21 protein-coding genes, 3 pseudogenes and 1 other annotated feature are annotated in these 26812 nt (G+C 31.0%); of the genes and pseudogenes, 3 read left to right on the top strand and 21 right to left on the bottom strand.

Annotated features, from left to right (window positions below; all coding sequences use genetic code 11):
• Nucleotides 1–4: 4 nt before the first annotated feature.
• From AGR56_RS21610 to AGR56_RS07340, 13 genes and pseudogenes are all read right to left on the bottom strand, one after another.
• Nucleotides 5–379: a DUF3793 family protein gene (locus AGR56_RS21610; protein ID WP_242851365.1), complete on the bottom strand. Its 375-nt coding sequence runs from the start codon at nt 377–379 to the stop codon at nt 5–7.
• Between the two features lie 34 nt (nt 380–413).
• Nucleotides 414–638 carry a hypothetical protein gene (locus AGR56_RS21605; RefSeq protein WP_242851364.1) on the bottom strand — a complete coding sequence of 75 codons (225 nt, stop codon included), beginning with the start codon at nt 636–638 and terminating at the stop codon, nt 414–416.
• 202 nt (nt 639–840) lie between these two features.
• Nucleotides 841–1920: an iron-containing alcohol dehydrogenase family protein gene (locus tag AGR56_RS07390; protein ID WP_053241727.1), complete on the bottom strand. Its 1080-nt coding sequence runs from the start codon at nt 1918–1920 to the stop codon at nt 841–843.
• A 110-nt stretch (nt 1921–2030) separates the two neighbouring features.
• Nucleotides 2031–2286 (bottom strand) — a binding site (T-box leader).
• 75 nt (nt 2287–2361) lie between these two features.
• On the bottom strand, nt 2362–3207 hold the full coding sequence (locus AGR56_RS07385; RefSeq protein WP_053241726.1) for a lecithin retinol acyltransferase family protein: 846 nt from the start codon (nt 3205–3207) through the stop codon (nt 2362–2364).
• A 260-nt stretch (nt 3208–3467) separates the two neighbouring features.
• A complete protein-coding gene (locus AGR56_RS07380; protein ID WP_053241725.1) occupies nt 3468–4670 on the bottom strand; it encodes a methyl-accepting chemotaxis protein in 1203 nt (400 codons plus the stop codon).
• A 58-nt stretch (nt 4671–4728) separates the two neighbouring features.
• Entirely contained in the window at nt 4729–5148 is a 420-nt protein-coding gene (locus AGR56_RS21600) for a hypothetical protein (RefSeq protein WP_053241724.1), read from the bottom strand.
• Between the two features lie 251 nt (nt 5149–5399).
• Nucleotides 5400–6561: pseudogene (locus AGR56_RS07370) on the bottom strand (iron-containing alcohol dehydrogenase).
• Nucleotides 6562–6782: 221 nt separating this feature from the next.
• Nucleotides 6783–8624 (bottom strand): ABC transporter ATP-binding protein, encoded by a 1842-nt coding sequence (locus AGR56_RS07365; RefSeq protein ID WP_053241723.1) that lies wholly within the window; start codon nt 8622–8624, stop codon nt 6783–6785.
• Entirely contained in the window at nt 8625–10346 is a 1722-nt protein-coding gene (locus AGR56_RS07360) for an ABC transporter ATP-binding protein (RefSeq protein WP_053241722.1), read from the bottom strand.
• A gap of 88 nt (nt 10347–10434) precedes the next feature.
• Nucleotides 10435–10926: a GNAT family N-acetyltransferase gene (locus tag AGR56_RS07355; protein WP_347460440.1), complete on the bottom strand. Its 492-nt coding sequence runs from the start codon at nt 10924–10926 to the stop codon at nt 10435–10437.
• A gap of 12 nt (nt 10927–10938) precedes the next feature.
• The gene (locus AGR56_RS07350) at nt 10939–11364 is read right to left on the bottom strand and encodes a MarR family transcriptional regulator (protein ID WP_231016525.1); all 426 of its coding nucleotides are present in this window, start codon (nt 11362–11364) and stop codon (nt 10939–10941) included.
• Nucleotides 11365–11536: 172 nt separating this feature from the next.
• Nucleotides 11537–12438 (bottom strand): annotated as a pseudogene (locus AGR56_RS07345) (3'-5' exoribonuclease YhaM family protein).
• A gap of 38 nt (nt 12439–12476) precedes the next feature.
• Complete coding sequence (locus AGR56_RS07340; RefSeq protein ID WP_053241719.1) at nt 12477–13079, bottom strand: FMN-dependent NADH-azoreductase; 603 nt, start codon at nt 13077–13079, stop codon at nt 12477–12479.
• 227 nt (nt 13080–13306) lie between these two features.
• On the opposite strand from AGR56_RS07340, the gene AGR56_RS07335 reads away from it, so the two are divergent.
• The gene (locus AGR56_RS07335; protein WP_053241718.1) at nt 13307–13771 is read left to right on the top strand and encodes a GreA/GreB family elongation factor; all 465 of its coding nucleotides are present in this window, start codon (nt 13307–13309) and stop codon (nt 13769–13771) included.
• 230 nt (nt 13772–14001) lie between these two features.
• Here the strand turns inward: AGR56_RS07335 and AGR56_RS07330 are convergent, their stop codons facing one another.
• The 3 genes from AGR56_RS07330 to AGR56_RS07325 form a co-directional block, all read right to left on the bottom strand.
• Complete coding sequence (locus AGR56_RS07330; RefSeq protein WP_053241717.1) at nt 14002–15630, bottom strand: substrate-binding domain-containing protein; 1629 nt, start codon at nt 15628–15630, stop codon at nt 14002–14004.
• Between the two features lie 65 nt (nt 15631–15695).
• Nucleotides 15696–15866, bottom strand: coding sequence for a hypothetical protein (locus tag AGR56_RS20155; RefSeq protein ID WP_157055701.1), 171 nt, complete (start codon nt 15864–15866; stop codon nt 15696–15698).
• A 201-nt stretch (nt 15867–16067) separates the two neighbouring features.
• Nucleotides 16068–16907: a LysR family transcriptional regulator gene (locus tag AGR56_RS07325; RefSeq protein WP_053241716.1), complete on the bottom strand. Its 840-nt coding sequence runs from the start codon at nt 16905–16907 to the stop codon at nt 16068–16070.
• 141 nt (nt 16908–17048) lie between these two features.
• Here AGR56_RS07325 and AGR56_RS07320 point away from each other — a divergent pair, with 141 nt between their 5' ends.
• Nucleotides 17049–18029 (top strand): D-isomer specific 2-hydroxyacid dehydrogenase family protein, encoded by a 981-nt coding sequence (locus AGR56_RS07320; RefSeq protein ID WP_053241715.1) that lies wholly within the window; start codon nt 17049–17051, stop codon nt 18027–18029.
• Between the two features lie 155 nt (nt 18030–18184).
• Here AGR56_RS07320 and AGR56_RS07315 read toward each other — a convergent pair whose 3' ends face one another.
• From AGR56_RS07315 to AGR56_RS07295, 5 genes are all read right to left on the bottom strand, one after another.
• Complete coding sequence (locus tag AGR56_RS07315) at nt 18185–19336, bottom strand: M20/M25/M40 family metallo-hydrolase (protein ID WP_053241714.1); 1152 nt, start codon at nt 19334–19336, stop codon at nt 18185–18187.
• A 450-nt stretch (nt 19337–19786) separates the two neighbouring features.
• Nucleotides 19787–20800 carry a hypothetical protein gene (locus AGR56_RS07310; protein WP_053241713.1) on the bottom strand — a complete coding sequence of 338 codons (1014 nt, stop codon included), beginning with the start codon at nt 20798–20800 and terminating at the stop codon, nt 19787–19789.
• 147 nt (nt 20801–20947) lie between these two features.
• Nucleotides 20948–22744 carry a sodium:proton antiporter gene (locus AGR56_RS07305; RefSeq protein WP_347460439.1) on the bottom strand — a complete coding sequence of 599 codons (1797 nt, stop codon included), beginning with the start codon at nt 22742–22744 and terminating at the stop codon, nt 20948–20950.
• A gap of 353 nt (nt 22745–23097) precedes the next feature.
• Nucleotides 23098–23751: a TIGR04100 family radical SAM protein gene (locus tag AGR56_RS07300; RefSeq protein ID WP_053241712.1), complete on the bottom strand. Its 654-nt coding sequence runs from the start codon at nt 23749–23751 to the stop codon at nt 23098–23100.
• A gap of 52 nt (nt 23752–23803) precedes the next feature.
• Nucleotides 23804–24634 carry a pyridoxamine kinase gene (locus tag AGR56_RS07295; RefSeq protein WP_053241711.1) on the bottom strand — a complete coding sequence of 277 codons (831 nt, stop codon included), beginning with the start codon at nt 24632–24634 and terminating at the stop codon, nt 23804–23806.
• Between the two features lie 429 nt (nt 24635–25063).
• On the opposite strand from AGR56_RS07295, the pseudogene AGR56_RS07290 reads away from it, so the two are divergent.
• Nucleotides 25064–26661 (top strand): annotated as a pseudogene (locus tag AGR56_RS07290) (FGGY-family carbohydrate kinase).
• Nucleotides 26662–26812 lie beyond the last annotated feature (151 nt).

The raw sequence follows: 26812 nt of genomic DNA, 5'->3' as shown, positions 1-26812 counted from the left end.
TTTTTTAGAACATAGCCTTTTCATAAAAAGCATTTTTTATTTTCATAGCAAGCTCACCAGATAAATTTCCTTCTAGCATCTCATTAATAGTAAACTCTTTTACCTTATCAAGTTTACTAATAATTGCCTTTGCTCCATCTATATCAGAATATACCTTCCAGTAACTGCACAGCATACATTTTTTATTATCTAATCCCATGAAAGCTTTAACGTCTTCTAAAGGAATTCCAAGAAATATTCCAAGTTCATGTGGGCAATGGCATTTTTCATATCTATTTTTAAGCTCATCTAAATAATCATCAATTTCTGTAGTGCAAGAATAACCTAATTCTATTAAAAAACATATACATGATGTTGATGTTAATTGTTTCTCTAGCAAATATTTATCATAAATGAAAATTATAATTAAGCTTTCATTTTTCTCTCAAGCTAATATACTTTAAATTTATGCTTTGGAGAAATTGAGAACCAAATTTAGACCAAGTATAATAAAGTTTATTATTATTTTTATTAATAGTAACTGTAACTGCTGGTTTTATCCCAGCTATTACTGGTGAAGAATAGTATACCAAGAAATTTTCTATATAGTCTTGATTATACATAAAAGCTAATTCTTTATATACGTTAATATAGTTCATAGCATGTCACCGCCAAATTAGTAATTAGGCTTTACTTTAAATAACTGCTCTTTTTTTATACTTATTTAAAACAAAGCTTCCTTTAGTATGGACTAATATGAACGTTCGTATACTCTAAAAAATACCTGTCTCTCTCTCTTCATATTTATAGTTTTGGAATTACTAATCCACTCAGAAGGACCTGCTTTATAAGAACTTAAATTTATTGACCTCTTGATACCTTCTCTAGTTCCATTATTGCATTATATATCATTTCTCTTGTTATCTTATATGGAACATGCTTTATATCTCCTGTTTCCATTGCCTTATCGAGCACCTTGTCAAGATCCGTTTCTTCAACCTCAATATCAGCCAAACAAGTTGGCAGTCCAATACTCTTATTAAAACTATAAACTCTATCACGCTCTTCAAATTGTTTATCACATGTGAGCATAACTAAAACACCATAAGAAACCACTTCACCATGTAAGTGATTTTTTTCTATCTTCTCCAATGTAGTACAGCCATAATACACAGAATGTGCAAGACAGCTATTATAATCATTTATTACGAAAACTGAGACAAGTCCCGTAGTAATTATTATGTTGAGAATTACCTGCTCTAATTCATATGATACTTTATTGTTTTTTACATCTTCATAAGCTTTTTTACCATACTTCAGGAGCGGTTCTACACAATTGCGGCTTATATCTACACCTAAAAGATTAGTGTGATCAAGCTCATCTCCTCTTGATGAAAATGTACATTCATATTCTTTGGACAATGCATCCCCTATACCTGCCCAAATAAAATGGCTTGGTGCCTCTGCTATTATTTTAGTGTTAATAAAGCAATGTGTCGCAGGTTTCTTTGGAAAATACAGTTCCTTAAATACATGGTTTGAATTATAAATTACTGTTGTGGCTGTTATGGCTGCACAATTTGAAGCTATTGTTGGAAATACAAACAATGCCTGTCCTGTTTGATCGCACATTGTTTTGCTTGTATCCACGCTTCTTCCTCCACCAACTGCAAATATCATATCCGCTCCTGCAACTACTGGATTTTTCTTCAGCATCTCTACATTTTCATATGAAGAATCTCCCCCAAACCATACAAAATCTAATATTTCTATATTAGAACCTTTAACCCCTTCCAAAAGCGCTTCTTTGGCCTTTTCCATTGCTGTTTTTCCACCTACTACTACTGCCTTTTTCCCATATGGTTCACAAATTTTAGGAATTTTCTTATAAACATCCTCCCCTATACTATAACTTGGTAAAAATACACTATAACTGCTCATTTTTTGCCCCCCAATTATTCGTTTTCGCCTTTTTTTAAATAAGTGTAAAATCAGTACTTATTTAAAATGATAGCTTTATTTTATAAAATAAAAAGACTTTATCTCAATTGTTTAGAGACAAAGTCTGAAATCTGCGGTACCACTCTATTTGCTACTTAAAAAGTAACCCCTCAAAATATCTACGGGAAAATCCCTTTAATATCTGGCAATATAACGGTTGCTGCCGGCCACACTTACACAATAAACATATCTTCAGTGGACTACTCATGAGTGATTTTCAATTTTTTCGCAAATCCCATCTCCCAGCAAATGATGAGTCTCTTACTAAATGCTACAAAACCTACTTTTCTCAATCCTAGTATTTACTTCCTTAACTTGTTAATAATTATATTCCTCATTTTTTATGCTGTCAAGAATTTTAATTTAAAAAACAACTAAATTCTAATAAAGATTTTTACTCGGTATTATTCCTGTATCTGCATATTGTTTAAGCAATTGTATTTGTGATCTACTTAGGCTATCAATTTGGTATGACTTAGCATTATCGGTCTTGCACCACACTGCAAAATGCTCACAATTATTAGTAATTAAATTATAATTCTTTTCTCCTAGCCTAGATTTAGCCCTTTTAACTGTAGCATCTGGTGAAAACTTAGCATCATTGCCAAAGTCGAGAACAAAATATTTGCCTTTTGGAAAATTCTCTTCCATATTTCCTATCTCAATTTTAGCATTTTTCATAGTGCCATCTGAGCTGCTATAATGAATTACTTTATTATCACCAATGTAAATTCCATAGTGCTCATATTGATATATATCAAATTTATAAGCAGTACCAACTATATCTCCATATTTAGCTTCTCTATTTATTTTTGTAGGTTTAGGAATGTTCTCATTACTTACCTTAAACTGAGTACTTACACTTTTATATAGTTTTAAATTATCACTGTGAACACTTTTTGAAATGTCTAAAGTGTATTTTTCACCTGGAACATACCCTCCCACAGGCGGATTAATTAACAAGGCTTTCTTGTCTTTTCCAAGGTCAAGGGTTATATTAACAGAATTGCCTTTGCTATCTTTTATCGCAATTCCCTGTTTAGTACTATCATCAAAAGATATCTCTTTATTAAACACAATTTTTAATAGTTTCTTAGCATTCACCGTTTGATTATTCTGTACTTCAGCAGCTAAAATGCTTTTGTGGCTTAATGAAAAGTAAGCGCCTGATATAACTAAAACTACTATTATTAAAGCTAATCTTCTAAGTAACTTACGGCTTTTCACTAAAATTCTCCCTTCATTAAAAGTGTATTGATTAAAGTTTAACCCTTTTTAAAATGCTTGTCTATTATTTAGTATAACTTTTAAGCATTCATTTAAGGTAGTTTAGTGGCACCGAAAACTTTAAGTTCCATTTTATGCAAAACACAACAGATTCATAACTATATTAAATGCTACTGCCGCCCCAACAGGACCCGTTCTAACAATTACTACCTTACTTTTTCCTATCGCCATAAAATATCATTCTTCTTTTTTTATTTTATCTATATAACTTTAAAGGCACCTACCATTTCTTGAAGGTTATTAGATGAATACTCCAAGTTATCCGTTATATGCTTAAGTCGTGTTGTATCATTTAACATATTTTGAAGTAATAACAAAGATTCTTCACTTCTACTTGCACCTTTTTCTGTTCTCTTATTTATTTTATCAGCTGATTCATTTATGCTTATAACCATATTGTTGACGTATTCGCTTTCCTTGTTTGTTATGAATAGCATTGTATCCATATTTTCATTTATATCTTTTATATTATCCGTAATGTATTTAAATGAATTTATAGTGTCCTTTACACTAGCAGTGGAATCTGATACTTTTGAATCAATATTACTAATTTCATTAAACGTATTATTAGTTTCCCTTTGAATATTTGAAACTAGTTCGCCAATAGACTTTGTTGCCTCTTCAGTTTCAACTGCGAGCTTAGATATTTCACTTGCTACTACTCCAAAACCTTTTCCAGTTTCTCCAGCTCTAGCCGCCTCTATGGTTGCATTTAAAGCTAACATCTGCGTTTGCTTGCTTATACTATTAATTGCTGTTACAACATTAGTTATAGACTTTGAATGGTTTTGAAGCAAAGTTATTTTCTCTAAAGATATTTTCATACTTTTTTCCAGATTACTTATGGAATTAAGTACATTATTTGAAGAATCATTTGCCCTAAATGCGTATTCGCTAGTATTAACGACCTTTCCAGTAACCTCATTAACAAGACTTCCTGTTTCCTGAATTGCTGCCGAAAGTTCGTTAATGTGCTCTTTAGTTCCTTGAAATGCATCGTTCTGACTTTTGGAAACTTTTACTAAGCTGTCGACGGTTTTTGAAATCACTTCCATACTATCTTTAATACTACCTGTTAAATTTGCCACCATCCCAATAGAATTTATAGATGTTCTAGAAGAAGTATCAACTCTCTTTATCATTGTCATTTGGTTATTAATAAATTTATTAAACCATCTAGAAAGTTCTCCTATCTCGTCACAGGAAAGCTTGTCTACTCTTTTTGTTAAGTCCCCTTCTCCCTCAGCCAAAGCATGCAATATATCTACCGTTCTATTTATCGGTTTAACAACAAGTCTTTGTGACACTATATAGCTTACAAAAGTTATCACAAGCCAGGTAATGATTGAAGCGATTCCTCTTGAATTGGGCTTTAAAGAATTTATAAAAATGCTTGCTATCATGACTACAGCTGCTGTAACTGATACTATTAACGGTATCCTTAGATTTAAACTCTTAAAATTATAAATTTCTGCTATGCTTTTTTATCTTTACCAATCCCCATTTAGATGTTTTAACTCCATCTTTAAGATTATCTCCCTTAGTAAAGGTATCATCTTCAAATCTGCTTCTAGAAATAGCAGTTCCAGGTAATATGTTTCTGCTATTTTTTATCATAAATAAATAATTATCACCAGAATCCTTATATACATGAGTATCTTCATCTTGAATTACATTACTCATATCATCATTAAGCACTCTTCCCATTAGAATCCTTTTCTCACCTGAAAAGCTTAAATACGGAACAGAAAACATAAGAGTTACTTCATCTGCAAACTTCTTTTTAGATAAATCTATATCCAATGTATCTTTATCTTCATAAGGCCCATACATATATTTTGCATTATTTATTCCCTTTTTAAAATTAGGAGTCTGACTCATATTATAGCCTACATGCTCCTTATATGTAGAATTTATTACGATGCCATTAATATCTCCCCTAAACTATTCCATAATGAAAACTAAGGTATTTAATAACATTTTAATAGAATAAGGGTTAAAGTTCAATATTTGTTTACAATTAATATACTTTTATAAAAATATACTAAAATATTGTAATTATTTTTGTTGATTTGTTCTTGATAAAAACAAAAAGACGCACCAATATAATTAATTTGATGCGACTCTTTATCCTAAATACACATTTCTAAAATTTTATATACATCATCTGGGCTCAATGCAACATAAGCATTTTCTAGTCTACCATGCTTAACTGCCCCTTCAGCCATTTTCCTAAAGTTTGATTTATCAATTCCAAGTTTGCTTAAAGTCATCGGAATACCACAATCTTTAAAGAATTTCTCCGTGGCGTCTATTCCTGCATTTGCAAGTGCGAACTTATCTTCACTTGGTTTTATATGCCATACATTAACTGCATAGGAATCAAATTTATCTACTGTTACTTCATTTAAAATATATCTCATCCACCTTGGTGTTACTATTGCAAGCCCTACACCATGTGTAATATCGTAAAATGCGCTTAATTCATGCTCAATCGGATGACAAGTCCATCCACCAATTTTTTCCACTTCCACAAAGTCCATTAAGTGCCATGGAACTTGCCCACATGATATTAGCACGTGCTTCGTAATTTTTAGGCTCTTTTAATGCAATAGGACAGTACTTTATACAAGTTTGAAGTAAACCTTCTGCAAATTTATCCTGTACAAACGCATCTTTTGTTTTACTAAAATATCCTTCAATTACATGTGACATAATATCAGCACAGCCGGCTGCTGTTTGGATTGCTGGCACTGTATATAAGTATTCTGGATCTAAGATAGATGTCTGCGGTATCATATTCCAAGCTGCTGTTCCAAGTTTTTCATTAGTATCCATTTTAGAAATTACTGCATTTTTATTCATTTCAGAACCAGTTGCAGCCATTGTTAAAACTGTTACTATAGGTAAAACCTTTCCTATTTTAGCTGGTGTAGTAACTACATCCCATGCATCTCCATCATAATAGTACGCAGCGCCTACTACCTTTGAGCAGTCAATTGTACTTCCACCACCTACTGCCAAAATAACATCAACCTTATTTTCTCTGCAAAGCTCTACTCCACGTCTTACTGTTTCAATTCTTGGATTTGGCTCAATACCGCTTAATTCTACGATATTGAAATCTTTTAATAAGTTTTGAATTGTACCATAAATACCATTTCTCTTAATGCTTCCTCCACCATAGGCAAGTAATACGTTTTTGCCATATCTTTTTAAAACCTCTGGTAAATTAGCAATTTGTCCTTTTCCAAATAACATTTCTGTGTAAGCATTAAATTTAAAATTATCCATTTTTATTCCTCCCTGCAAATTGACAAACATGTATCTTTTACTCAAATTATTAAATTTCTTTTATTTAAAACAAAGCTTCCTTTAATATGTTTAGATATATTTAAAGTATACACCTTAAAGTTAACTCTAAGTCAATACCAGTCTAAAAATTGCAAAAGCATTAAAGGATAAAAACACCCTGAATTTCTTCAATGCGTTTTTTATGTTTTTAAGTTTTATTATTAGGCTTCTTCACTATTTTTAAATTGATTAAAATACATATGATAATACTTACCCTTTTTATCTATAAGCTCATCATGGGTTCCCATTTCAGTAATTGTTCCATTATCTATAACCATTATTTTATGAGCCTCTCTTATGGTACTCAATCTATGAGCTATAATAAAGCTAGTTCTTCCATCCATTAGCTTAAGCATAGCTTCTTGTATCCTTAATTCTGTTCTAGTATCAACACTGCTTGTGGCTTCATCTAATATCAATATAGATGGATTTGTTAAAATTGCTCTTGCAATAGCTAAAAGCTGTCTTTGCCCTTGACTTAAGTTTGAGCCACTTTCAGAAAGAATTGTATCATAACCATTTGGTAGTCTTTTTATAAATTCATGTGCATTTGCCATTTTGGCTGCCATTTTAACTTCGTCATCTGAGGCTGCTAAGTTTCCATATTTTATATTTTCCTTTATAGTTCCTGTAAAAAGATAAGTATCTTGAAGCACTATACCAAAACATCTTCTAAGGCTGTCGCGAGTAAAGTCCCTTATATCTATTCCGTCTATAAAAACTCTTCCTTTAGTAACATCATAAAATCTTGTAAGTAAATTTACTATTGTAGTTTTTCCTGCTCCTGTAGGTCCAACTAGTGCTATAGTTTCTCCTCTCTTTGCTTCAAAATTAATATCTTTAAGTATATCTACATCTTTTCTATAACCAAAATATACATTTTCAAATTTAACGTCACCTTTTATTTTATCAATTGTTTTGGAATCAGCTGCATCTTCCGTTTCTTCATTTTCATCTAATATTTCAAATACCCTTTCAGCACCTGCTACCGCTGATTGAAGAGTATTAAATACATTTGCTAAATTATTAAGTGGTCTTACAAATTGTCTTGAATAGCTTAAAAAACTTGCAATAACTCCAACGGTAATCATATCTTTTACTGCCAAAACTCCGCCTATACCTGCAACTGCCGCAAACCCAATATTATTTATGACGTTCATTATCGGCATTAAAAATCCAGAAAATATTTGCGCTTTTAATCCAACTTCACACAACCTATTATTTATACTATCGAATTCTTTAATAGTTTTTTCTTCATGATTAAATGCCTTTACTACATGAATTCCTGATATATTTTCCTCTATATGACCATTTAACCTTCCAAGTTCCATCTGCTGATTTTTAAACAATTTTCCAGTTTTTCTCGCAATGCTCTTTGTAAGCAAAAAAACTAATGGAACTGTAATTAAGCTTGCAACTGTAAGTATGGGGCTAAGTATTATCATCATAATTAGCGAACCAACTATAGTTATAACTCCAGACATAAGTTGGATGGCAGATTGAGATATAGTTGTACTTACATTATCTATATCATTTGATAATCTGCTCATGATATCTCCATGTGAATTTGTATCAAAAAACATTACTGGCAGTTTTTGAAGCTTAAAAAATAAATTATCCCTCATATTTTTAACAATTCTTTGGCTTGAACTTGCCACTAAAAATCCTTGAATTAATGTTAAAGCTGCATCTGAAAGATATGATATAGTAAGCGCTAATACCATTATAGTTAGAAGATTAAAATCCACCTTTGATCCCTTTAAGGACATAGCATCAACAGAGCGTCCTATAAAATAAGGTCCAAAAAGAGCTACAGCAGAATCTATTATAACTAATAGAAAAATTATCATAAGAGTTTTTCTTTCAGTTCCAAAATAACTCCACAATCTTTTTAATGTATCTTTAAAGTTTTTAGGTCTTTCTACAGGACCCATATTTCTTCTTCCACCTCTAAATCCTGGTATTGGCACTCTTACATTGATATTGTTTTTGTTATCTGCCATTTACATCATCTCCTTTCCAACTTGAGAAAGAAAGATGTCCTTATATATTTTGCAGTTTTCCAAAAGTTGTTCATGTTTTCCTATACCTTTTATTTCTCCATTATCTAAAACTATAATTTTATCTGTTCCCATTATAGAAGTTATCCTTTGGGCTATTAAAATACAGGTTAAATCTTTTGAATACTTTTTTAACCTTTCTCTTATTTGTACCTCTGTATCAGTATCAACTGCACTGGTAGAGTCATCCAAAATCAGTATTTCAGATCTTTTTAGTAGTGCTCTTGCAATGGATACACGTTGTTTTTGTCCTCCAGAAAGATTAACGCCTCCTTGTCCAATTTTAACTTCATAGCCTTCTGAAAGTCTTTCAATAAAATCATGTGCCATAGCAGCTTTTGAAGCTTCTTTAACTTCCTCAAAGGTTGCATTTTCGTTTCCCCACTTCATATTTTCCATTATGGTACCAGAAAACAGCAGTGCTTTTTGAGGAACTACAGCAACTTTATCTCTTAAATATTTAAAATCCAGTTTTTTTATATCTACTCCATCAATTTTTATCGTTCCACTTGTAATATCATAAAATCTAGGAATTAAGTTTACAAGCGTGCTTTTCCCTGAACCAGTTGATCCTATTATTCCAACAGTTTCTCCTTTGCCAATATTAAAAGATATGTCCTTTAATACTGGTTCTTTGTCTTTATTGTAGGAAAAAAATACATGTTCAAAATCAATTGTTCCTTTTTGAAAAAATGTAGTAATTTCTTTTCCATTTGCCATAGAATTCTCTTCTAAAAATACTTCACCTATACGTCGGGAAGATGCTTTAGCTCTCACAAACATAGTGAATACATTAGTAACCATCATTAAAGAAAACAAAATTTGTGTCATATAGTTTGTAAACGCTATTATCTCTCCAACATGCATACTTCCTCTATTTACATTTATGCCGCCTATCCACAAAACCATGACAATACCAAAGTTAACCACTAATGCAACAGCTGGAGTAAATACTGATGTTACCTTCATCGCTGTAGTAGAAGTTTTTGTAAACTCATCATTTTTAATTTGAAACTTTTCTACTTCATAATCAAATCTATTAAAAGCTTTAACTACTCTCACTCCAGACAAATATTCCCTCATAGCTGAATTTACATTATCAAGAGTCTTCTGCATTTTAACAAAGTATGGATATGCAAATTTCATATTTGTGTAAATCAAAACTGCTACGATAGGTACAACAATAAATAAAATTATAGAAAGACGAAAATTAAGCCTAGCGGCCATTATTATGCTTCCAAGCCCTACGAGTGGCGCTTTTACAAATATTCTCATAAGTCCGTTTACAAAGTTTTGAACTTGCGTTACATCATTTGTAAGTCTTGTTACCAATGAAGCGCTTTCAAATTTATCAATATTTTCAAAAGAAAGACTTTGTATCTTTTTAAATAAGTCACTTCTCATTTCTGCACCAAATTTCTGTGAAACATTGCTAGATATCACATTTCTAATAGAAGCCGCTAATGCTCCAAGTGCTGTAATAAGAAGCATAACTCCACCCATATACACAACATAATTAAGACTTTTATTTGCAACACCTTTATCTACAATTTTAGACATTATTGTAGGTTGCATTAGATCACACACGGCTTCAATGGTAACGAAAAAAACTGCTGTAAAAAATCCCTTCCAATACTTATTAACATAAACTTTTAAATAAGGCATAATCTCATCCCCTTTTCCTATAACAAATGCATAATTATTAGTTCAGAAGTAGTATAAAAAATATTATAGCGATATTTGTTAGTAAATACTATAATACCTTCTCATAACAAAAAAATGGTTTTTCTCTTCCCAAGAAGTATATTTCTCCAACAAAATTGTAATTACATTTTCTAATTAAATCATTCATTTTTGTGTTTATTGAATATGTATCGATTTTTAAATGTTTTATGCTATTTTTTAGTGCGAAATCATCAGCGAATTTCATTAATTCAGTGCCAATTCCACTTCTTCTGCAGTTTGGATTAACGGCCATTCTATGAACAACCATGGCATCTTTATTTAACAACCAATTTAGTTCATTATATTCAATTGGTTCTATCTTATTAATGCATACAAACCCTGCCAACTTTCCTTCTCTATCTACTGCAAATAGTTCTCCTTTTTCAATATCACTCATAAAATCTTCTTCCCTAGGATAATTTTCATCCCATTGAGTGTTATTATAAGTACGCATTTCTTCAATAGTTGCTTTTATAACTTGCATAATATCTCTTATATCTTCTTTAACTGCTTTTCTCACAATAATAGCCTCCTAAAATTTTTTCACTTCTTTCCAATTACTTTCAATATTTTTCCTCATTTTTTTAACTAATTCATAAACTAATTCTTTTTCCTTTTCACTAAACTTATCAAAACAAACCCCAATATTTCTATTTTCCTCATCAATAATAACCGAATATGTTTCTAATGCTTTTTTCTTTGGATAAAGCCTCCACATTCGCTTATCAATCTCATCCTTTTCTTTGTATATGTATCCTGCATCAATAAGCTTTTGTATAGCCTTTGTTGTTGTAGTTTTATCTACCTTTAAAAGATTTGATAAATCGACTTGATTAATTCCGTTATTTTCACATATTCTTGTTAGAAATGTGAATTGACCTTTTTGCAATTTTAATTCCTTAAACTTCAAATCACTTATATAGCTAATGCATCGCGACAAAGTACCTATTTCTCTCAATATATAACTGTCTAAACTATTAATGTTTTTTCACCTCCCTTCACTAAATATAGTTGACTTCAACTAATTACTTTTATGTTAACACAATATAGTTGAAGGTTCAACTAAAATTTATATGTAAAAAAGTTTGCAAATAAATTCTGAAATCTATTTACAAACTTTAACTTTGTCGTTACAAGTACAATTTTCTTTCAATTCTTTTATCAAATTCCGACCAGTTATCAGGCTCCGTTTTATCTTTAATCTGAGAAATTTTATTCATAGTAGCATCTATAGAATCAGCGTAATTAACTATAAATGATTCCTCATGTTCATTTCCCTTGGCGAGCCATATTCAAGCTTTCCATGATGTTGAACAATACATCCCTTTATTCTGTTAACAAAATCCTCTGGATAAAGTTCTAAATTTTCTCTTACAGCTTCATCCACAAGTTCTACGCCAATGACAATATGTCCTTCCATTTGTCCTCTCATAGTATAAGTAAAAGGTCCATCATAATCATACTCATAAATTTTACCAATATCATGAAGTTTGGCTGCTAGTACCGCTATTTCGGTTCTTCTGCACTCATATTTTTCACAAAGTCTAGCAGTTAACTGCATAACATTTAAAGTATGCTCTGCAAGCCCTCCTATATAATTATGATGCATAGAAACCCCACCTATTCCTCTTTTAAATTTATCTAAAAAAACTTCATCCTTAAAAAAGTGATCATCTAGAGCTTTTGCTTCCTTTGAAAGTATATATTTATTTGTATACTCTTCAATATCTTTCATAATATCTTCAATAGGTCGTTTCACTGTTGGAAGATAATCTGATATATTATATTCCGAAATTACGGTATATTTTTCAATATTTAAGTTTGCAGCCTTAGTTCCTTGAATTTTTATTACTATTCCCGGTTTAATTCCCCCATCTTTAACAGGCACGCTAACTTTTATTTCTCCACTTTTATCAGCTAATATACATACACTTCTATCTGTATCCCTAAATAATACTTTCATTACCATTAATGATATTATTATATTATCTCCGCTTTTTAAATCACTTAAAAACTTTTCTTTTGTACTCATATATTCTCCTCCAAAGTTAGCTTTTAATTTAATAAAATCTAAAAGTTTCTTGCCTTATTTTGAGCATTTTTGATTGCATTTTGAACAATTGCCTCCACATCCTCACCAATAACATCTAATTTTTCTGCTGCTATTGTTGTAAAATCGGTTATTCCTAAGAATCCAAAAATAGTCCTCAAGTATCTATCTCCCATCTCATACGCCTTAGTTGATCCCTCAGAATATTCTCCTCCTCTTGCAACAATATAAACAGCTTTCTTACCTTGGCACAGTCCGACTGCTCCATCTGCTGTATATTTAAATGTAATACCTGTGACACATATATAATCTATATATGCTTTTAATATTGCAGGAAAACTTAGATTCCAAAATGGGGCAGCAATTATATATTTATCTGCCTCTACAAACTGATACGCGTACTTTAAAATCGGATGATTTTTACCTTCTCCTTCTTTAGGAACATGAAGACTAACTCCTTCTTCTGTCAAAAAGTCTATACCCTCTTTATACAAATCTAAAGTTATAATTTCATCATCAGGATTGAGTTTCTTGTATTGCTCAATAAAACTATCTGAAATTCTAAAGGTCCTTGATTCTCCTGGCTTTTTGGCATTTGCTTTAATATATAGAACTTTACTCATACTAACCTACCTCACTTTAAATTTAGTTTTAAATGCTAATAATATTATTATCATTTACTAGATTTAAATGTATGCTTTTTTCACTTAGTAATTTCAAAAATAATTGCATTAAACTTTTTATTTTCAAATATGTTTAACTTTATTTATTCAGTGATTTATTGTATTATATTGTATAATATTAATGTAACGCACAGTAATTCGCTTTGTTTTAGGAGGTTAAGTATTTTATGAATAATAAATTGACAGAAGAAAATATACAAAAATTAAAAGAAGAACTAGACTATAGGATGACTGTAAAAAGAGCTGAAATAGCAAAAGAAAAATTAATAGCTGCCGCACATGGTGATAGATCAGAAAATGCAGAATATAAGGAAGCTTGTGCAAACTATAGAGAAAATGACAATAGAATTCAATATTTAATGACTATGATTTCAACAGCAACTGTAATAGATGATAAAGACATAGATAAATCAACATTAGGAGTTAATCGTAAGGCAAAAGTTAAATTCATAGAAGATGATGAAGAGGATATTATAACACTTGTAACTACTATGGATTTAGCACCTGAAGATATGTGCATAAGCATAGAATCAGATTTAGGAAAGGCATTGCTTGGAAAAAAAGTCCACGATATAGTTGAGGTTGACGCTCCAGGAGAAAAGTATACAGTAGAGGTACTCGAAATATTATAGATAGAATATAATATCCTATTGTCAGATAACGTTAAAAGCTTAAGATATTTCAATCTGTTTAAGCCGCACGAGTTATTGAAATCTCTTAAGCTTTAATATTTGTCGCTTAGATTTATTAATTTTATTTAATATTTCAAAATATTACTGTTTAGCATTATTTTCGTTATATTCTTTTTTCATAAACATTGATATTGTTTTTGTTAACCTCATAAGTTCCAGTATCCGTATATTTAATAACTGATTTTCCTTGAAAAAATATCAACTAAGAAAGCAAGTGCCATATCTCCCCATGAGAATGCACGCTGCGCTATGGCCGCCTTAATATTTTCACTTCTAATAAGATTAGCTATATTCTTTGTAAAATCAACAGTTAAAACTTCAAATTTAGGATGATGTTTTTTTACATAATTACCGTAGGCAACTCCCCAATTTGCATCTGTAGCATATACTAATTGAACATTGGGATGCTCTTTATTTATAAATACCATTAATTTTTTCATCTCTTCTTCAGAAGGACTGCTTGATATACTTTTCGTATACACTTTAATATTGGAGTTTTTCTTTAATTCATCGATAAATCCTTCTGCACGCTTTTCAATTGAACTAATTTTCATGTCTGACCATAAACCAACAACAACCTCACCTTGATTGTTTAAAAGCTGCTTCGCTGTTTTGGCGGCATTTTTACCTAGTTCAAAACCATTGGTTTCAATCAAAGTTTCATATTTAACGCCGTCTAATGCAGAATTAATAAATATAATCTTTATACCCTTTGCCTCTGCACTTGCTAATATCTTACGAATTTCAGGACTATCAATTGGGCTTATTATAATTGCATCAAAAGACCTATTAACAAAATCCCTTAAGGCAGTAAGCATCTCACGTGAACCACCTTCCCTAGATTTTGGAGCAAAGGTTTCAACATAAAAATTAAATGCCTTTGCTGCCTTTTTTGCTTCTCTGGCAGTAGGTTCCCAAAATTCACACTCAACATCAAAGATAACAGCAATTTTTTTCTGTACATTTTCTTCACTTTTTATTTTTACTTTGGAAATATTTCTTGATATTGTTTCAACTTTATTATGTAAATCATTTGCCATCTTAAGTATAATATTTGCCGTATTATTTTGATCTATAGCCAAGGATGCCACCTCTTCGGTAGTAGCTGAGGACTCTTCAATTACAGCATCAATATTAGAAAATGAAGCAATTAAATTTTCCTTTTCATCTGAAAGCCCAGCTACTTCACCATAAAACTCCTGTTGGCTCTTAACAAATCCATCAACGTAATGATTAATTTGTTCAAAGGAATAGATTACATCCTTTACTACTTGTGTTTGATTATCAAAAGTCTCCTTTGATTGATCAATTGCTTTTTTCAAACTATCGAGCTGCTCCATAATTGCTGAAATATTTTCATTAATGTTTGCACTTGATTGACGACTTCTCTCAGATAATTTTCGTATCTCATCTGCAACAACTGCAAAGCCCTTTCCCGCTTCACCTGCTCTAGCTGCCTCAATAGATGCATTTAAAGATAAAAGATTTGTTTGACTAGTAATATCATTTAAATTTTCTGTAATATCATTAATTGTTTTAGTCTTATCTAGGAGAGTATGTATTTCTTTTTCAATTGTATTGTTTACTTCATAATTTTTGTTTTGACTTGCCGCTAAGTTTTCAACCGCAATCTTTCCATTAGAACTAACAGATCCCATACCATGAGCAGAATCAATTAATTCTTTTGATTTCTCACTCATTGCCGATATTTTGTCTGCTAAAATATCGGCAATGTGCTGACACTTATTTACATCTTTCATCTGACTCTGTGAACCTTCTGCTATAGACTCTCCAGCCATGCGAACGTTATTAGAAGAATCCACTAATCCATTAATAATTGATTCTAATTGATCTGATATTATCTTTATCTCATTAAAATCCTTATGGAAATCATAAAAAATGTTCTATAGTTTTCTAGCAATGTTTTATGCATGTCATCGCTGCATTCAACCGTAGGCATATCATCTGTAAAATCCCATTGCATAAGTTTATTAATTACTTCAGAATTGCCCTTATTTAAACTTCTTTTATTCATATATATTCCCTCTTTTTGATGAATAGTTAAGGCTTCATACTTTTATAATCTCTACCCGTCTTAAAAATTCTATATTTTTCGTAAAAATAACCATATATATATTCTATATTTTTGTCATTTTTCCTTCTTGACTTAATCCTTTCTATAGTGTAATACAAAAGCTATATTAACTGCTTCTTTCAATATAACTCTTTTACCTTTTCAACTTTCGTTTAAATTATGCTTTTCCTCATTAATGCTTTCAATGATTTGGGTTAGCCTTGGTAGTGCAGGATTAAGATTTTCTTTATTCCATATAGCAGCAATATCAACATGCTTACTTTTATCATCTAAATATAGTATAATAAGATGTTGGGATTGATTTAGATACCGTACACAATAAGAAGGTAATATCGCAATTCCCATATTGGCAGATACCATTAAAAGAATAGATTCAACATCATGAAATTCGCTGCATTTAAAAATATTTTCTCCATCTAATTCTTCAAGTAATACTGATTTTCGCGTTGCTAATTGGTGTGTTGGATACACAACAACTCTAAGCGAATAACTCTTGATTAAATACCTATCTAGCAATGCAGTCATTTCTTTTTCATTGTAGACAGTGAATGCTATATCTAATTCAGAATTCAAAACTTTTTCATATAATTCTTTTTCAGTCCCTCTAAAAAACATAACTGAAATATTAGGATACTTATCATATAATTTAAAAATCAAGTCCGAAAAGGATGTTTTTTCATAACCTTGTACAAACCCAATATTCAATAATCCAACAAAGCCAATTGTAGTTAAATGAACTCTTTCTTTAGCTTCTTCAATATTGTGTAAAATAATCTTTGCTTGAGACAAAAACACGCTTCCCGCTGGTGTTAATTCAACATTATGATTATTTCTATTAAATAATTTTGTATCTAAGTTGTCTTCTAATGCTTTAATTTGCTTTGTTATGGCAGTTTGCGATATATAAAACTTCTGAGCTGTTTTGGTAAAATTCAACATTTCAGCTAAAGATACAAAATACTCCAATTGCCTAGTATTCATAATATTCCTCCATATCATATAACATCTTAATCTTTGTTATAACTTTAAGTTATTATATCTAAAAAAAATGATATTAGCAATTACTAATGCTATTTGCTATACTTCTTATTAATTTCAAATCGAAATTTAAGGAGGAACATTATGAAAATTCTAGCTTTTGAGGTGCGTGATGACGAAGAAATTTATTTTCAAAAATATGCATTGCAGTATCAGTGTGAAATCACCTGCGTTTCAGATACTTTAACTCATGATAATTTGTCAATGGTACAAGGATATTCTGGGATTTCTATTTTAGGAAAAAGCCATATAACAGCTGATTTGGAAGATCGCTTAAAAACTTTTGGAGTATTCTGCTGTGTCACAAGAACAATTGGTTATAATCATATTGACGTAAAACATGCCCACGAAATTGATTTAAAAATTGCAAATTCAAACTACCCCCCTACAGGTGTAGCTGAATACACAATAATGCTCATATTAATGTCTTTAAGAAACTATAAACAAGCTATGTGGCGTGGAAATGTAAATGATTATTCTCTAGCTGGTCTTAAAGGCCATGAGCTTAATGAATTGACAGTAGGAATTATTGGAACAGGAAAAATAGGTGAATGTGTTATTAAAAATCTTTCCGGTTTTGGCTGCAAAATTCTCGCATATGATATGTACCAAAATGACTCTATTAAAAAATATGCACAATATGTAGATTTAGATACACTTATAAATTCATGTGATGTTATTTCTATCCACACCCCTTTATTAGAAAGTACATATCATTTTATTAATGAAGAAAAAATTGCACACATGAAGGATGGCGTAGTTTTAATAAACTGTGCTCGAGGTGAACTTATGGAAATTGATGCATTGATTCATGGAATCGAGTCACAAAAAATAGGTGCACTAGCCTTGGACGTTATTGAAGGAGAAGATGGAATATACCATGAAGATAAACGAAGTGATATTATTAGCAATCAAAATATGGCCTATCTGCGCCAATTTCCAAATGTTATAATGACACAACATATGGCCTTTTATACTAATACTGCAGTAGAAAACATGGTAAAATGTTCAATAAAAGCTATTTGTGATCTCATAAAAACTGGTACTTGCGAAACAAATATATAGCTATATTCTGTTATTTATTAAAAAACTTATACATAGGTGTTCATAAAAATCCCAGATTATAAATGGTCATTTATTTAAATAAAAGATGCTGTCGCAATTTTAGTGCAACAGCTCCTTTCCAAAAGCCTTCCACCCTTTATAGTTTCTTCTTTATACTATACTATCTGTCTATCTAAATATTGACTCACCAATCGAATGGCTATTTCTTGTCCTATTTTCATACTTGAGAAGTCTATCCATTCGTTTTCAGTATGAGCAAGTCCACCTATCACTGTTCCTATAGTATTTGCAAATACACCTTTTGATAGTGGAATATTTGCATCTGTAGAAGAAGCTTTAAGATCAAGTTCTCCATCAAAACAAGATTTAATAATATTAACATTCTTTTTTGTCCATTTTACTAACTTTTCTTTATCTCTCCAGCCACTTCCTGGGCGAATTCCTATTACTTCTACTTTTACTTCCACGTCCTCTTTTTTGTGCTTTGAAATTGTTTCATAGAATTTGTCTTTCATTTCTTTAAGACATTTCTGACTTTCGGAACGAAATTCATACAGCATACAAGCATGTTCTGCAATAGAATTCACAGTGCTTCCACCCTCAATTTTGCCAACATTGTATGTTGTTTTTTCATCCTTTGGCGGCGCTATTTCATATAATTCTTGAATAATATTACTCAATTCTACAATAGCATTTTTCCTTCCAAAATCTGCATATGAATGTCCACCAGTTACCTTAACATCTATTTTATAACGATAAGAACCTACAGGTCTGTTAGTACATTGTGATATATACCCATCAAAGGAATAAAACTCATCTATTCGTTCTCCGTAATTCTTGAATATTTCCTTGCAGCCATCTAAATTTCCCAAACCTTCTTCACAAGAATTTGCTACAATGAGAATCCCTTTTTTTAAATTATTCTCATATTTCTTTAAATACTTATATGTCATCATTAAATTCACCAAATTTGCCGTATCGTCTCCAATTCCTGGTGCATATAATCGTTCATTTTCCCAACGTACAGAAAATTCTTTCTCATCCTCAAATACGGTATCCATATGAGCCATAAAAACCGCTATTGATTCTGCGTTTTCACAATTTATTTCGCAAACAACATTTTTAGCATCATCAACAATTACGTGTTGCGCTCCTTGACTTAAAAACCATCTTTTACAAAACTGAGCTCTTCTGTCCTCATGATGAGATGGTGCTGGTATTTTCCCCAAATTCTCCAATAATTCTTTTGTTTCATCCATGCCATTTAAAATGTAATTTTTAATAAAATTACTCTTCTCTTGTTCCATACTGTTCCTCCGATTTCATCTTTCAATTCTTCGGTTTTGTTTTAAACAAGTATCAATATTTATACTTATCTAAAACAAAGTCGATTCTTTTTGTAGTTTACTAAACACTAAAAAGTGCACTCCTGCATAAGGTATGCACCAACATAATTAAACTATTTAAAACTTTATAAATAATTTAATATTTGCTTATATTTTACCATTAAAATCACACATTATCAATATTAAGGACTGTTTTTTAACAATAATCATTATATTTGGCCTTCATTGTATCATTTTAACATTTTTAGTTTTTTATTTTTTATTAATTTTTAAAATGTATTTTAAAAATTAATAGAGAAGTTCTAGTAGCAAGAATTTTAGCCCTAAACATCTTAGAAGATATGACTTCTCCCTTTAATCTAAAAATAACTCCTTTAAGTAGGAGTTATTGTCATTATACATTGCTAAATATTAATTACCTGTATTTCCGGATGCTCCGTTTGATGATGTACTTGTATTTCCTGTTGATTCACCTGTTGACGTTTTTGTATTCGTATCTGTATTTCCTGTTGTAGTATTCGTTGATGTCTTTGTGCTCGTATCCCCATTTGAGCTTGTTCCATTTGTGGGTGCATTTGTATTTGTGTTTCCTTTCGTTCCACTTGTTGGTGTATTATTACTTGTATTTCCTGTTGCTTTATCTGTAGTTGTATTTGTATTTTGGGTTGTCCCACCTGTTGATGATTTTGTATTTGTAACTTTTCTGCCTGTTGATGATTTTATACCCGCATTTTTACTTGCTCTACTTGATGATTTTGCTGCATCCTCAGTTGACTTTTTATCAACGTTGGTTTCTACACTGGAAGTTTGAGCCTTAGTGGCTGTGCCTTTGAAATAAAGTTTTACTAAAACTCCAGCAAGTACAACTAAAACAAGTGATGTAATGATTATTATTTCCTTTTTGTTAGGAACCTTCATTCCTATTTTTTTCGTTTTCTTTGAATTTGACTCATTTGCATTTTTAGGTGTATTAAATACTGAAGGTAATACTTTCTTTTGTTCTACAGATTCTATCTTCTTGAAGTTTTCCGGCGATCTCATTACAATAACAGGCTTATTATGATTTTCTACATATACTGTAACTGAAAATTTATCGTCCTTGCTCAAGAAAGGTATATAGACATCTAAAATGTTATCTTTTATTGAAGATTCAAATTTTAACCCCTTTGTTATTTTGGCATCTGCAATTTTCAAATTACTGTGTGAACTTTGTACATTTAAACTTAACTCATGAATTATTTTCTTTGATAGATTGCTAACAGTAATAGTGTACGCATACACTTTTTTGTTGTTCATTTTTATAGGTATGCCATTTCCTATATTACATAATATTCTAGGTGCTAAATTTTTAAAGTATTCTACTAACAGCCCAGATATAATTGATATTACTATAGTTACAATTGCAGTTTTAATAACATTCATCATATTAATTTTCGCTTCCTTATTTTTTCCGATTTCTTAATAAATTATAAATTAGATAAATACCTGTGTCAAACTAAAGATATATGTGGTTTGTAATACACTATTTATCAATATTCTATATACTTTTCATTTATTACATAATTTATCATTTCACTCAGCAGGTTTATACAAAATTACACTTTCAATATAGTTTATATACCTTCTTAACTCATTTGATTGTTCCTTACTAATCTCCCCTAACTCATACATCCTACGAATCTCTGAACGCTCCACATCCATTGCCTTAATTCTTAACTCTTCCTTTTGTTCTATGCTTTCTTCATGATATTTTACCATTGTTCCTTTTAATCTATTAACTATACTTTTATAATCAAAAATCACCATCTTAAGAGCTTTAGACTTGCCATGCTTCTTTTCACATTCATTGAGAGCTTTAATTGCAGCTTGAGCTGCTCTTAATTGAATATCCTTTACTAAACAAAGATTATTTAGCTTAGCATGTTTTTGCTTATGATAATTTCTATAAAGGTGTTTCCACCATCTTATTAATTTTCTTATAAGATACATAGTATCCTGACGAGTGCTTCTTAAAAAAGCTTCTTCTCTATAATCAAAAGATTTATCGAAATTTCTAAAAAGCTCTTCATTTATTTCACCCTTATCTACTAATTCATATATGTATTTTCTCTCTGCATCTAGTGCTATTAATCGTATTTCTGTTATCTTTCTTTGTTTAATATCTGTACCTTGTACAAATGAATCTTGCTTAAATCGATTATTTTTAAATATTCGCCTATATTCATTAATTAATTCATACGCTGCAGCCTCATTTTTATCATTTATTTCTGACTCAATTGCTTTAATACTGGCTAATAGAAGCTTATTCTTTACCTTCTTTAAATCATTATTATTAGTTCTTCCCACTTCTATTAATTCATCTTTACTCAAAAATGGCAAAAACACCGTTGCAGATACTAACGTAAACAATATTACACCAGCAGTTAAAAATAATATAAGTGGGCGTTCAGGAAAAGCTTTTCCATTGTCTAAAAAAAAAGGAATTGATAAGACTCCTGCCATTGTAACTGTGCCTCTAACACCAGTTAAGCTAGTTAATAAAGCCATTTTTATAGTTGGTTTTTCAATATCCACAACCTTACTCAAACGATATTCACAATAGGAAGAAAAATAAGACCAAGCAAACCGGATTACTAAAACAGTAAACCCAATGGCAACAACATATCCCACAGCTCTCCAATTTCCTATATTAGGATTAGATATTGTTTCTACCATTGATAACGGAATATTTAATCCCAATAACAAAAATACACTTCCGTTTAAAACAAATAAAATAATTGACCATATATTTTCTGTGAGAACTTGTTCTTCTGCAATTCTAGTTTCTGTTTTTTCCTTTATTAACGAATGAACTATTCCTGCACCCACTACAGCAATGACTCCAGATGCATGTAAAATTTCTTCTGTGACAATAAAAATGCCAAAGGGAGTTAATATCTGTATTAGGGAGTGGAACACTACATCATTTATTCCTTCTTTGCGTAAGGTAAATCTTATAAGTATTATAATTAAACTAAAAATCAATCCTACAGCTGCACCTATTAAAAATACATATACAAAATTTAAAATTGCTTTTTCTAAAGAAAAATCATCAGTTATTGCAGCAGTTATTGCATAATTAAAAGCTACTATACCAGATGCATCATTTATTAAAGATTCTCCCCTAACAAGATTTAATATTTTTTCAGGTATATGAATACGTTTTGCAATTCCATTTACAGCCACTGGATCAGTTGGCGATAAAATAGCTGCTAACGCAAATGCCGCAGCAAGAGGAATATTCGGTATCATCCAATGAATAAAATATCCTCCTCCAATAATAGTTAGAAGGACTAATACAAGAGAATTTCCAAATATAGACCATTTCATTTTCCACAATTCATTTCTTGGAAAAATGCTTACCATCATTATATAAAATAGGCGCTACAAACAAAAGAAAGAACCATTCTTCCTTTATTTCAAATGAACTATGTTTAAAAATCAATGCAAGAATCACACCTAAAGCAATTTGAATTAAAGCTGTTGGAATGAATGGTATGTAGTGACTAATGATATTTGAAATCAACAAACATACCATGAGTAATAATATTGTCATTAATAAATTCATTTCAAACACCATCTCTTTTCATAATTCTGTATATTGGAGTATTATAAATATTCCAAATATATTATAACCATTTTGAAAATAAAAAAAGATGAAAATCAAAACTTATAACTTTATCTTATTCAAAAGCACGCACTCTCAAAGGTACTCTAATAGCATCACATACAGCCTTGCAAGCATCTATTTCTTCTTGTCCAATGCAATCTACTACTGTCATAACTACATTTGGAACATACTCTTTGCAGCTTACTGCGAATTTAAGCATGGCATCATAAGATTTTATACCAAATTTGCTGCGAGTTAATCTGAGATATTCTTCCGCATTTGATGCATTAAGACTTATGGATACAGTATCAATTAAACCTTTTAACAATGGAGCAGTTTCCTTTTCATGAATTAAATCTGCCAATCCATTAGTATTTATACGAATTGAACTATTGCTATTTCTGCCTTTTAAATACTTTGCCACTTCTAATAAATCACCAAGACGTGTTAAAGGCTCTCCAAATCCACAGAATATAATTTCATTGAATTGAGTTAAATTATATTTTTCAAACTTTTCTATGATTTCCTCCACAGTAGGTTCTCTATCTAACCATAAACTATTTGATTCAGCCATTTCCTTAGTATTTCTTAGGCAAAAGGTACAGGCGCAAGGACATTTGTTAGTTAAATTAACATAAACATTTTTGTGGTCAACTTCTCTTTTAGCAATATCAATATTTTCTAAATTGATATAATCGCCATTATTATATACATACAGTATAACCATACTTTGTCTTCCTCTTTTCCTTATGTTTTAAATTATGTGGCTAATATTAATGTTATCGAAGTTCTGTCAAATATTCTTCAAAGCAAATGCCATCATATACTGGAGTGCCAATTTTAGCAGTATAATCAATAGCTTTACTAATAAAATCTGTAGCTTTCTTTACAGCAGTAATAAGTTCTACTCCCTTAACTATATTTGCAGCTACAATAGAAGTAAATACATCTCCAGTACCAGAACGATCTTCCCCTATTTTTTTTACATTTATAATAGTATACGGTTTTCCAGTCTCATATACAAAGTTTTGTATATTTCCATTATTTTGTAGACCAGTGATTACAATTTTATCTGGACCTTTTTCACAAAGTTCCTTTGCGATATCTTCAAGTTCATCATGACTCAAGCTTTTATCTGGATAAGGAATATCAAGAAGTCTACAAGCCTCAGTAAGATTTGGAGTCATTACATCAGCATATTTCATCAATCTCTTCATTTCATGGCACATCTCTTGTGTATATGTAGAATAAAGTTGTCCATAATCGCCCATAACAGGATCAACAATAACAGTAGTGTTTTGTGATTTAAATTTTTGAAAGAATTCTACTACAATATCAATTTGTTCTTTGGAACTTAAAAACCCAGTACAAATTCCATCAAATTTCAAATTTAGTTCCTTCCAATTATTCATATAACTTCTCATATGAGGAGTATAGTCATCAAAAAAGAAATTTGGAAATGATGTTTGACTAGATAAGATTGCAGTAGGTAACGGACAACATTGTATTTTCATTGCTGATATAATAGGCAATGCTACTGCTACAGAACATCTCCCAAAGCCAGTAACATCATTTATGACAGCAATTCTCTTTTGTTTGCTTAAGTTCATTATAGCACCACCTTTTTGATAACTCCCATTATAATCTAATAAGGTAAAAAAACAAAGTGTATGGATACAAAGTGGAGCATAGCCTTCTCTCAATTATAGTAACTAAAAATTTTAAGCTTACGCAAAAATCATATTGATTAAATGTTGTTTTGATAGTACAATAACACTATACGTTGTACGTACAGGTTTTGTTTTATACAAATATTATTTTGTTATAAACAGGAAATATTCAAAGTACTGACTTTAACAATGAATAGGATAAGTGATGATTTTACACAAAACATAATACCATTAACAGCAATACTAATAAAAAAAAGTTGTATAACAAGTTATACGTACATCATGTGTAAGCTTTTAAGTATATATCCATCAAGAAAATGTTTACAAATATTTAAAAAAATTAAAATATTTTATGGAGGAATAAATGCAATGAATGATATCAAAAATTCTATTATCAATGGAAAAACCTCCCTCGGTATAGAGCTTGGTTCAACAAGAATTAAAGCGATTTTGATTGGTGAAGACAATACACCTATCGCTTCCGGCAGCCACGACTGGGAAAACAGCTATATTAACAATATATGGACATATAGCTTAGAGGATATTTGGGAAGGTATACAGGATAGTTATCAAAAGATGGCAAGCGATGTAAAAAAGCAATATGGAGTAACTCTTAAAACCATCGGTGCAATCGGTTTTGGTGCTATGATGCATGGTTATATGGTTTTCAACAAAGCTGGTGAACTTTTGGTACCGTTTCGTACATGGCGTAACACCATTACTGAAGAGGCTTCAGAAAAACTCACTAAACTTTTCAACTACCATATTCCTCAAAGATGGAGCATTGCCCATCTTTATCAAGCTATTTTAAATGGTGAAGAGCACGTAACTGATATCGACTTCCAAACAACCTTGGAAGGATATGTTCACTGGAAATTAACAGGAGAAAAGGTTATAGGTATTGGTGAAGCATCAGGAATGTTTCCCATTGATATAAATACCAAAAACTACAATACAAAGATGATTACGCAGTTCGATGACTTAGTAGCTTCTAAGAATTTGTCATGGAAACTCTCTGATATTCTTCCTAAAGTTTTAATTGCTGGTGAAAACGCTGGAGTCTTACAGAAGAAGGAGCAAAACTTTTAGATGTTACAGGAAACCTTAAACCAGGTATTCCATTTTGTCCACCAGAAGGTGATGCAGGAACAGGCATGGTTGCAACTAACAGTGTAGCAAAGCGTACAGGTAATGTTTCAGCTGGTACTTCAGTTTTTGCAATGATCGTACTTGAAAAAGAATTATCAAAAGTATATGATGCAATTGATTTAGTTACAACTCCTACTGGAAATCTAGTAGCTATGGTTCACTGCAACAACTGTACATCTGATCTTAATACATGGGTTAACATATTTAAGGAATTTGCTGAAGCAATGGGACTAGAAAAAGTTACTATGGATAAGCTGTTCTCAGTTTTATATACTAAGGCACTTTTTGGAGATCCAGACTGCGGCGGATTGCTTTCTTACAACTATTTCTCAGGTGAACATATAACTAATTTTGAAGAAGGTCGTCCTTTATTTGTGCGTACACCTGAAAGCAACTTCAATTTAGCTAATTTCATGCGCGTAAACTTATTTACTGCTTTAGGTGCATTAAAAACTGGTTTAGATATTCTCCTTAAGGATGAAGGCGTTAGGGTCGATGAAATGTTAGGTCACGGGGGATTGTTTAAAACTAGAGGCATAGGTCAAAAAATCATGGCTGCTGCTATAAATGCTCCTGTTACTGTTATGGAAAATGCTGGTGAAGGTGGAGCATGGGGCATTGCACTGCTTGCAGCTTACATGATTAACAAAGCCGAAAGTGAAACTTTAGAAGATTATTTGACAAATAAAATATTTGCCGAGTATGTTGGTACAAAACTTAATCCAGATCCTAAAGATGTACAAGGTTTTGATGAATTCATGAAGCGTTACGCTAGCGGACTTTCAATTGAAAGAGCTGCTGTAGATAATCTAAAATAATTAATTATAGATAGAGTGATACCGCACTAAAAATTAGTTTAATCATAATTTGAATAGATTTAGTGCAGCAGCCCTCTATTTCACTTTAAAATTAATAATTGTATAATCTTATTTTCAATATCCACCTTTGAGGAATTTAAGAGCATAAAAT

Source organism: Clostridium sp. DMHC 10 (genome assembly GCF_001270375.1).
In the GTDB taxonomy this organism is placed as follows: Bacteria; Bacillota; Clostridia; order Clostridiales; family Clostridiaceae; genus Clostridium_S; species Clostridium_S guangxiense.
Note: the sequence above shows the minus strand (reverse complement) of the source record. Positions and strands in the feature narration are given on the sequence as shown.